This is a genomic window from Pedobacter psychrotolerans (genome assembly GCF_004340665.1).
GTDB classification, from domain to species: Bacteria; Bacteroidota; Bacteroidia; order Sphingobacteriales; family Sphingobacteriaceae; genus Pedobacter; species Pedobacter psychrotolerans.
Genome location: NZ_SLWO01000010.1, coordinates 93,107 through 104,168 on the forward strand (window position 1 = coordinate 93,107; position 11,062 = coordinate 104,168).

6 protein-coding genes are annotated in these 11,062 nt (G+C 39.2%); 5 read left to right on the plus strand and 1 reads right to left on the minus strand.

The genetic code is table 11. The features are described from left to right. Positions 1-47 precede the first annotated feature (47 nt). Positions 48-1,082 carry a LacI family DNA-binding transcriptional regulator gene (locus tag EV200_RS20525; RefSeq protein ID WP_132536123.1) on the minus strand — a complete coding sequence of 345 codons (1,035 nt, stop codon included), beginning with the start codon at positions 1,080-1,082 and terminating at the stop codon, positions 48-50. Positions 1,083-1,343: 261 nt separating this feature from the next. Here EV200_RS20525 and EV200_RS20530 point away from each other — a divergent pair, with 261 nt between their 5' ends. The 5 genes from EV200_RS20530 to EV200_RS20550 all read left to right on the plus strand — a co-directional run bounded on the left by EV200_RS20530 (position 1,344) and on the right by EV200_RS20550 (position 9,938). Further along, complete coding sequence (locus tag EV200_RS20530) at positions 1,344-4,574, plus strand: SusC/RagA family TonB-linked outer membrane protein (protein WP_132536125.1); 3,231 nt, start codon at positions 1,344-1,346, stop codon at positions 4,572-4,574. A gap of 18 nt (positions 4,575-4,592) precedes the next feature. After that, positions 4,593-6,428: a RagB/SusD family nutrient uptake outer membrane protein gene (locus tag EV200_RS20535; protein WP_132536127.1), complete on the plus strand. Its 1,836-nt coding sequence runs from the start codon at positions 4,593-4,595 to the stop codon at positions 6,426-6,428. 18 nt (positions 6,429-6,446) lie between these two features. Then, the gene (locus tag EV200_RS20540; RefSeq protein ID WP_132536129.1) at positions 6,447-8,093 is read left to right on the plus strand and encodes a DUF4957 domain-containing protein; all 1,647 of its coding nucleotides are present in this window, start codon (positions 6,447-6,449) and stop codon (positions 8,091-8,093) included. An 81-nt stretch (positions 8,094-8,174) separates the two neighbouring features. Further along, positions 8,175-9,194: a pectinesterase family protein gene (locus EV200_RS20545; RefSeq protein WP_132536131.1), complete on the plus strand. Its 1,020-nt coding sequence runs from the start codon at positions 8,175-8,177 to the stop codon at positions 9,192-9,194. Positions 9,195-9,197: 3 nt separating this feature from the next. Next, complete coding sequence (locus EV200_RS20550; protein WP_132536133.1) at positions 9,198-9,938, plus strand: rhamnogalacturonan acetylesterase; 741 nt, start codon at positions 9,198-9,200, stop codon at positions 9,936-9,938. Positions 9,939-11,062: the final 1,124 nt, after the last annotated feature.

The following is an 11,062-nucleotide window of genomic DNA, read 5'->3' on the forward strand; positions in this document are numbered from 1 at the left end:
ATTAAGCATTATTTAAAAAATAACCCGATCCTTAGCAGCCCAGCCATCTACAAAAACCTGTTTCCTAAAGTCTTTTGCATTTTAACCAGCTCGGTATCTAAAACCCTCACTTCAAATTCAGTAACCGGTCTTTTGGCCTCAATCATAGAGATCAGCAATTCTGTTGCCACCTGTCCCATTTCAAATGCAGGCTGTTTTACAGAAGTTAGTGAAGGGGAAAAGAGTTCAACCAAATTGGAATTGGTAAATCCTGCAATCGCGATTTTATGTGCAACACCTGGGTTGGTCTTTTTCATCGCCATAATACAACCCGTAGTCAGCCGATCGCTGGAAATAAAAATACCATCCGGATTAAGCGGCAAAAGTTCTTTCACAGCATCTTCGAGTTCGATGCTGTGCATGCCGCCGTGCTGGCAATATTTTACCAGTTCTGTTTTAAATTCAATATTATATTTAGCCAGTGCAGCCTGATATCCTTTTAGCCTCTCTTTGGTGATGGAAAGATTTTCGGAGTTTGTTAAATGTGCTATAGTTCTTTTACCTGATAAAATCAGATGCTCTGTAGCATCAAATGCACCTTTAAAATTATTCGCAATGACTTTATGTGTTTCAAAATTTTCAGGAACACGATCAAAAAATACGATTGGTAAGCCTTTGGCATATAAACTGCGTAAATATTCAATATCCTGTGTTTCAGAAGAAAGTGCGATCAGTAAACCATCAATGGAACGTGATGCCAGGTGCTCTACATTCAGTTTTTCCTGTTTATAAGATTCATGGCTTTGCGAAATAATGACATGGTAATCCCTATCATATGCAATTGATTCAATACCATTAATCACCTGCGAGAAAAAGTTATTGGCAATTTCGCTTACAATAATCCCGATGGAATAACTTCTACGCTCTTTTAAACTACGGGCAATTGGATTTGCACGGTAATTAACCTTTTCGGCATAGGCTAAAACCAGTTTTTTAGTTTCTTCGCTAATTTCGTAACGATCTCTCAAGGCCCTGGATACCGTAGAAGTAGATAATCCTAAAGCCTTGGCAATATCTTTTATGGTAGAAGTTTCAAATCTCATTTTTCGTGATGCGTACAAGTTACAAAAAATATCTCTGTTCGGGACTTTGAAACCGCAATTAATAAACGTCATATAAACGTTTTTGGGAACGATTGCACACTTTTTTTGTTAAATCTGGTTTCAATCCATTTTAAGTTTGTAAAATTGTTTCCATCAACGTAACCAAATATTAACAAACCAAAACATTCCGAAATAGAATTTTCTTCTCCCGGCATATGTCCACCTAAAACTTAAACCAAGTATTTAATTTAATTCATCATTATGAGCAGAGTTTTACTCTTTTTATCATTTCTCACTTTTTTTGGATTCACTGCAGTTCAGGCGCAAAACAGACAGCTTACAGGAACCGTAAAAGATAAAGCTGACGGGCAGGCTTTAGTTGGCGTAAGTGTAACCGTAAAAGATTCTAAATCTGGCGTAAGCACAGATGCTAACGGCGGTTATAAAGTGGCCGTTTCAGGCAAAGGCGCAGTCATTACTTTTGCCTATGTTGGTTATAAAACTCGTGTAGTTACACTCGGAGATCAAAGTAAACTAGACATTACATTAGAAGAAGATGCCAATAATTTACAGGAAGTTACGGTAAATATTGGTTATGGTTCAGTAAGAAAAGAAGCCTTAACAGGTGCTGTTTCTTCTGTTTCAGGAAAAGATATTGAACAATTCCCAGTGAGTACTGCAGCGCAGGCATTGGCAGGAAAGCTGGCCGGTGTTTCGGTAACCACAACAGAAGGTAGCCCAGGTGCGGAAGTGGTGATTAAAGTTCGTGGCGGGAGTTCGTTAACAGGCGATAACTCACCATTGTACATCGTTGATGGAATTCAGGTAGAAAATGCCTTATCCATCTTATCCCCAAACGAGATTCAATCCATAGATGTATTAAAAGATGTGGCATCCACTTCCATTTATGGTAGCAGAGGTGCGAACGGGGTAGTCATCATCACGACAAAAAGTGGTAAACCCGGCAAACCGATTATCTCCTTTGATGCTTATGCCGGTTCGAGACAAATTGTAAATAAACTTGATGTAATGAACCCATATGAGTTTGTTAAATACCAATACGAACTTTACAATAACAATACTGCGCAGGATGTTAAGGACAGTTTTACAAAACGCTATGGTACTTTTGAGGATTTAGATATCTATAAAAATATTCAGAATATCGACTGGCAAGATAAAGTTTTTGGCAGACAAGCTTTTAGCCATACTGAAGTTTTAAATCTCTCTGGCGGTTCTAAAAAAACAACTTATAATGTTTCAGTTAATAATACAGATGAAGATGGCATTATGCTTAACTCTGGTTTTACAAGAACCTTTGCATCTGTTCGCTTGGATCACAAATTTACAGACAAGTTAAGGGTTGGGATCAATGCACGTTATAGCCGTCAGCGTGTTGATGGTATTGGTACAACATCAACCGGATCGCAAGGTACAAATCGCTTAAGAAACTCGGTTCGGTATCAACCCTATTCTGGCGGAAGTGACAGTGGAGATTTATTTGATGCCGATTACCTGACAACAGGTTTATCAAATCCCATTACGCTAGCCAATCAAGAATTAAAATATGATTACAGAAATGATTTAATCAGCAGTGCTTACGCACAATATTCCATCTTAAAAAACCTGACTTTTAAAAGTACCGTGGGTTACAACAGGGTGAGCAGACATACTAATACTTTTAATGGTCCGGTGAGTAATGTGGCCAGAAACAGCGCTGGCTTACCAGCCATTCAGCTGGATACCGTATCTCAAAAGTCTTTCATCAATACCAATACCCTTTCTTATAAACCAGATTTAGGCAAAAACCACAGTTTAGATATTTTGGTTGGACAGGAAATTAACATGATCGACATTGATTCCAGGTCTACCACTACTAAATTTTTCCCGATAGATATTTCTGCAGAAGATGCCTTTAAAAGTGCAGTTCCGCCAAATACAGTACAAGACAGGCCTACTTCTTTAATTTCAGGAACCAGGCAGTTCTCTTTATTCAGCAGGCTTTCCTACGCTTTCAAAAACAAATATTTAGCCACTGTAAACTTCAGAACAGATGCTTCTTCCTTATTTGCTGAAGGTAAGCAATGGGGTTATTTCCCATCAGCTCAGGTAGCCTGGAGAGTAACCGAAGAAAAATTTATTAAAGACCTGGATCTTGACTGGTTAGAAAACTTTAAAGTAAGGATGAGTTATGGTGCTGCCGGAAACAACCGCATTGGTCAGGATTTATTCAGAACCTTATTTTACACCAGCTCTACCACCGGCGGTTATGCCGACAGAGATAATGTGGTTACGCCTGGTTTGATTTCTGGCACGGCCACAGGTAATATTTTATCCAATCCGAACATTACCTGGGAGACCAATCTATCTAAAAACTTAGGAATTGACATCGACCTTTTCAAAAACAGGCTCTCCCTCAACCTGGATTATTACGACAACCGGACTAAAAACCTGCTCTTAAATGCCAATGTTCCACAAACTACAGGTTATGCCACTCAACAACAAAATGTAGGTAAAACGCAAAACAAAGGTTTTGAATTACAATTAAATTATCAGGCCGTAAAAACACAGAATTTTAATTACACCACAAGTTTTAACATTTCCTTTAACAGCAATAAAATTGTTGAACTGCAAAATGGCGTAAACTCATACATCACTCAATCTGGCTGGGTAAATAGCCTGGGCGATTTTAAAGTTGAAGTTGGTCAGCCAGTTGGACAATTCTACGGCTTTATTTCAGATGGACGATATACTGTAGATGATTTTACTTACGTACAAAATGCAACAACAGGAGCCTATACTTACACTTTAAAGCCAACAGTTGCCAACAGCAGGGTACTTTTAGGAAGTCGTGATCCGCAGCCAGGTGATATGAAAGTCAAAAAACTTTCTTCATCAACCAGCATGATGATTGGTGATGATGACAGAACCGTTTTAGGAAATTCGCAGCCAAAGTTTACAGGAGGTTTTAATAACCAGTTTGCCTATAAAAACTTTGACATGACGGTTTTTGTCAACTTCAGTTATGGAAGTAAAGTCTATAATGCCAATAAGATTGAATTTACTTCACAATATAATGTAAAAGACAATAATTTACTTTCTGTGATGAATGATCGCTGGCAGAATTTTGATGAAAATGGCGTGAAAGTTACCGATCCAAATCTATTAACGGCCATGAATGCCAATACCACTATGTGGACCCCAACAACTGGTAATTACGCACTTACTTCCTATGCTATAGAAAGTGGTTCATTTCTAAGAATCAGCAACGTTACACTAGGCTATACTTTACCACAGAAATTAATGAAAAGAACCGGTTTCATTTCTAAACTAAGGGTTTACGGAACAGTTAACAATTTATATACAATTACTGGTTATACCGGTTACGATCCGGAAGCAAATACCCGCCGTTCAAACCCACTAACACCAGGAATAGATTACGCTGCATATCCACGTAGCAGATACATTCTTGCAGGTATTAACATGGTATTTTAATCATAACATTAAAGAAAAATGAACAATAAATTTATAAAATCTGCTTTAATGGTCATGACGATTGCAGCAGTTTGCGTTAATACTTCTTGTAAAAAATATTTAGATGTGCAATCGCCATCTACATCGTCTCCAGATGTGGTTTTTGAAAACACAGCCAACACGAATGCAGCCATAATTGGGGTGTATAACAGGCTTTGTGGTGATAATGGTTATGGCAACCGGATTTCTACCTTGTTTGGCGTAACAGCTGATGATTTTAGAACTTCAGGCAGTTACAGTTCTTCTGATCGCCGTGGAATTAGTATGTATGGCGCAAGTTCTGATAATACAGATCTCACCAATCCGTTTTTACAACTCTATCAAGGCGTAGAACGTGCCAACATTTGCATCAAATACATTCCGGCTTCCAAACTTTATAACGATGGATCAGAAGCTGATAAAACCATAATGAAACGCTATTTAGGCGAAGCTTTAACATTAAGGGCGCAATTCTTACATGAACTGATTCGCAACTGGGGAGATGTGCCGGTATCTTTCGTACCCTCTGCAGATGCTGAGACACTTTATGGCCCAAATGTAGACCGCAATCAAACCTATGATAAAATTATTGCCGATTTAAAAACAGCCGAAGACCTGGTGCCATGGAGAAGTGGTATTACTGAATACGGAAGTTTTCGCTTTACAAAAGGCGCTATCAAAGCATTAAGGGCACGTTTAGCACTGGCACGTGGCGGATACTACCTGAAACGCAACCAGATGACGCGCAGCAGCGATTACTTAACTTACTACAAAATTGCATTTGATGAGTGTCTGGATATTATGAATAACAGATCTGAACATAGCTTAAATCCAAGTTATGAAAATGTGTTTAAAACCTTACACGGAACCCGCCTGGATGATGCTCATGAACTGATGTTTGAAGTGGCCGCTTTTGGCAGTAATGCCACAACCGATAGTAAATTGGGTTATTACAATGGCATCCGCTTCAATGCAGCTTCTACATATGGCACAGGTGGTGGCGGGATGAACGCCATTCCAACATATTTTTATGATTTCGATGTAACCAAAGATTGCCGCAGAGATGTAACCATTGGTGTGTTCGAAATTACAGCCACCTCAAAAAAGATCATCAATACACTTTTTAACATGACGGATGGAAAATTCCGCAAATCGTGGACATCCTATAACGGTTCTTCGGCAGCACAAAACTTTAGTATTAACTGGCCTTTAATCCGCTTTGCAGATGTGTTGTTGATGTACGCCGAAGCAGATAATGAAATTAATGGCGCACCATCAGCAACCGCAGTAAGTGCCCTGCAGGAAGTTCAGAAAAGAGCCTACCTGGGTTTTGAAACACAAATCCCTGTTACGCCAACTGCTAAAACTGATTTTTTCAATGCATTGGTTAAAGAGCGTTTATTGGAATTTGGTGGTGAGGCGATTAGAAAATATGACCTGATCAGATGGAATTTATTGGGTAGTAAATTCGAAGAAACACGTGCAAAAATAAGGGCATTAATTGCCGGAACAGGCGCTTATGCAGGAGTTCCAGATTATATTTATGCCAAGGAAGGAAATTACCTTTTAGGCACCAGCGTAAATGAGGTAGCCACTTTAGATTTGTTTGGCGGCACGCCCAACAATGTTTTTGCTTCACCTGGATTGGGTGTTGCTTCAGCACCAACAGGATACACAACCAAAAACTGGAGAAAATCTGTATCAGAAGACAATTCAATTACCAGTACTTCAACAGGCATAGCCTTTTATTTCGAAGCCAATAAAAAAGAGCTTTTCCCTTATCCGAAAACTGCTTTGATCGAAAACACCAGCATGGTACAAAACTTTGGTTATTAACGTTTAGAAACATCAATAATGAAAAAAATGATATCTCAGATCAGCAGCAAAGTGGCAATGCTTGTTTTAATGATTATTGCACTAAATGCCTGTAAAAAATCGGAAGATCAGCCTGATGAGCCTGCCAGGTTATTTAAACCCAGCGAAGTTAAAATTACCTCAGGAGAAACTCAGGCTAAATTAACCTGGACTGTACCATTGATGGCAACCGGTAAAACCTTAAAATACAGCATAGATTTCTCTACCGATTCTACTTTTGCAACCATTAAATACTCCGCAACATCAGATACTGCAGGCGTAACGGTTACAGAAGATAATATTCCGGTGCGGACAAAATATTATGCCAGGGTTAAGGCCAATGCTACAGCAGATCAACCTGAATCTAAATATGTAAGAAGCAGTGTGTTTCAGTTGAGCGGCACACAATTGTTTCTGGCCGTAAGGGATAACGACATCAAAGAAACCAATATCACACTTCGTTTTAAACCAACAGTAGGTTTAAGTTCAATTGTACTTACTCCAGCCACCGGTGCTGCAGTAACCACATCGCTTAGCACTGCTGATGCAGCTGCTGGTATAAAAACCATTAGCGGAATAAATGCGGGCGTTTTATACAGCGCAGAACTTTTTGATGGGACTAAAAGCAAAGGGCTGGTTACTTTTACCACGCTTTTACCAACTAATTATACGGTGAAACTAAATCCTGGTGATGATCTGGCCGCAGCCATTACCAATGCAGCTAATGGTGCAATCATCGGGTTAAATCCCGGTACTTACACTTTAGCAGCCACTTCATTCATCACACAGAAAACCATTACCATAAAGTCAACCTCTGGTAACCCAACAGATACAAAGGTAAATTACAAAGAAATAGATCTGGAGGGTACAGGTGCAGGTGTTACACTTTCAGGAATAGAATTTGACGGTACAGCTGGAGCCTCACTTTATTTCATCAACTTCATTGGCTCTCAAGCGGCAAATGGTTCAGCAGCCACTTTTACCAACGTGGTGGTCGAAAATTGTATTGTGCATGGTTCTACCACGGCATTTCTCCGTGGAGATCGTGGAACAGCAGCCAGAGATTTTAAAATCACCAACATTACAGTAAACAATACCATCGTTTACGATATGGGATTAAATGGCTCTTCAGCTTACTATACTTTCCATGTAAATAAAATGCAGTTTAACACTATTGGTATATCCAAATCTACATTTTACAATGCTGGGCCAGGTTTAGTAACGGCTAGCACAACCTATGCTGGCGATGTAGTTCCAACTGTAGCCATAAGCAACTCAACCTTTAATGGTTTCGGCGGAAATGCAAAATATATTTTGCTTGATGCCAATGCAAATCCCATTAAATTTACCATACTGAATAGCATTTTAGCGAACACACCAAAATCGGGTACCGTAAACGCTGCTGCCATTCGGTCAACTGGGGCAGGGAGCACATTGAGCATCTCGAACAGTAATTATTTTAACCTGTCAAGCGCTTTAACCGGAGGTACCACATTAACCTTTGGAACAGCAACATTAACCAGCAATCAAACCCAAAACTTAGGTTGGTCTGCCACTACAACTGACTTTACCCTTTCGGCTAATTCTACACTTAGAACAGCCGGCAATACAGGCAGTTCGATTGGTGACCCAAGATGGACATATTAAAACCTCTCAATTTTATAAAAGGGCAGGATTTATTCTGCCCTTTTTTATTGATCTTTAAATCTTAAATCTCACCTTTAGTAAATGCTTCAAATCATATCTTTTAGATTTACCGCACTGTTTCTACTGGCTCTGTTTTTTCTACAGGCCCAAGCACAAGACCCTAAGTATCCTGCCGAAATAACCGTTTCAAAAGATGGAAGCGGCAATTACAAAACCATTCAGGATGCGGTAAATTCAGTTCGCGATTTAGGCGAAAAAGAAGTTAAAATTTTTGTGAAAAACGGGACTTATCAGGAGAAACTAATTATTCCTTCCTGGAAAACCAATATCAGTATTATTGGAGAAAACAGCGAAAAAACAATCATCACATTTAATGATTATTCTGGAAAGATAAACCCGAACAAAGATGCTTTTAGTAATGAAAAAATGAGCACTTATACCTCCTATTCTGTTTTAGTGCAGGGCAATGATTGCATTTTAGAAAATCTCACCATTATCAATTCTTCAGGGCGAGTGGGACAGGCGGTGGCACTTCATGTAGAAGGCGATCGTTTTGTTGCCAGAAACTGCAAATTTTTAGGTAATCAGGATACCCTATATGCCGCCACAGAAAAAAGCAGACAGTATTACGTGAACTGTTATATAGAAGGTACAACAGATTTTATTTTCGGGCAGGCCACCGCGATATTTCAGAATTGTGAGGTAAAAAGTTTAAGTGATTCATTTGTTACGGCAGCCGCCACTTCTAAAAATCAACAATTTGGCTTTGTGTTTTTTGACTGTAAACTTATAGCTGATCAATCGGTTAATAAAGTTTACCTGGGCAGACCATGGCGGCCCTTTGCCAAAACCGTCTTCATTCGATGTGAGTTAGGCAAACACATTCTTCCCGAAGGATGGAACCCCTGGAAGGGCGATAAAATGTTTCCTGATAAAGAGAAAAATACTTTTTACGCAGAGTATAAAAGTGTAGGTGATGGTGCATCTCCAGCTACGAGGATAAGCTGGAGCAAGCAATTATCTAATCAGGAAGCACGAAATTATTCTGTTAAAAATATACTCAGCGGCACAGATCACTGGAATCCTACCATTAAAAACTAGCACATGAAAACAAAATTCTTTGTCCTTTTTGTCGCAACCAGTCTGATAATTTTCAGTGGATTTGCCATCATTCAAAAACAAACAACACTTTATATCATTGGTGATTCTACCGCAGCCAACAAGCAGGCTAAAGCTTATCCGGAAACAGGGTGGGGAATGGAATTACAATCGTTTTTTAACAGCGATGTTAAAGTGGAAAATAAGGCATTGAACGGCAGGAGTACCAAATCCTTCCGGGCAGAAAATCATTGGCAACCCATTCTGGAAAATCTAAAACCTGGTGATTATGTTTTGATTGAATTTGGACATAATGATGAAAAAGTTGATAAGCCAACTGTTGGAGTTTCATTAGCTGATTTTAAAATCAACCTGGTGAATTATGTGAACGAAGCCAGAAGTAAAAAGGCCATTCCTGTTTTGCTTACGCCGATTTCCAGAAGAAGTTTTAAGAATGGAATTTTGAAAGATAGCCATGGTGGTTACCCTGGTGTAACCCGGCAGGTGGCCGATTCCTTGAAAGTGCCCTTGATTGATATGCTTGCCAAAACAGAACAGCTATTAAATAATTTAGGTGATGAAGGATCAATCAAATTATTTATGCATGTGGATTCAGGAAATGTAAATTACCCTAATGGGAAGAAAGATGATACGCATTTAAGTCCGGTAGGTGCAAAACAAATTGCAGGTTTAGTGGTGAAGGGCATTCAGGAAAATAAGTTAAGTATTGCTAAGAGTGTAAAATAATATTGCAAGGGGATTTATCTAATCGTCTTTGCGAAGAATCGTCCTCCTGTAGGAATCCACTCGAAAATTCGTCATTGCGAGAAGGAACGACAGCCCGCCCCGACCTTTCGGGGAAGCAATCTATTTAGTAGAGTTTTGGATGCATATAGAAACTGTCGAAGTCCTGCTACGCACTGGCCTTTGAGACTTCGCAAGTTGGCTACTCGACTTACGAAGTTTCGGTGGAATTGTGGATTGGGGAAACTTCGTCAGTCTAATAAAAAACAATTCACTTTTGCCACACGCTGCCTTTTAGTTCAGCAATGACGACGATAACACTTGTCGTCCTTTGCAATGAATCGTCCTCCTGAACTTGTTTCAGGATCTTATCTAAATAGCTACTAAACTGAATTTACTACGTAGCTTTCCGCTGCGCTACAGGTCAGCATGACAATTCAGCCATAGAGGAATCCACTCAAAAAATCGTCTTTGCAAGGAGGAACGACAGACTGCCCCGACCTTTCGGGGAAGCAATCTATTTAGTAGAGTTTTGGATGCATATAGAAACTGGCGAAGTCTTGCTGCGCACTGGTCTTTTAAGACTTCGCAAGTTGGCTACTCGACTTACGAAGTTTCGGTGGAATTGTGGGCTGTTAAACTTCGTCAGTCTAATAAAAAATCCACCCGCTGCCATACATTGCCTTTCAATTCGTCATGAATAAAGATTTATGAACGTCCCCTTTACCATCACAAAAACGCATACTCCCCTCTTAACCCATTCAAAAAAAACTCAAACCATGCCTCATGCACTTTTAAAATAGACAAGCCGTAACCAGTTCGAACAATCAAGGCACAAATAACATCAATAATTACAACTGTACATTTAATCCGCTTGATGAATTAATTAAATCGCTTAATGCGAACAAAGAACTTTATGAAAGGTTGTTGGCAAGTGAGAAAGAGAAAGTTGAGATGTTAAAGAATAAATAGAAAAATAGATATTTAGAAAGCTTTCCTCAAAAGAGAAAGCTTTTTTATTTTATCACTACCTAATAAGACGGTTTGTGTAATAAAATAAGTAGTTGGTGTAAAAAAATATTTCCTATCAAGTTATTTAACTTGTTTCAGGTATACCTCAACCTTAA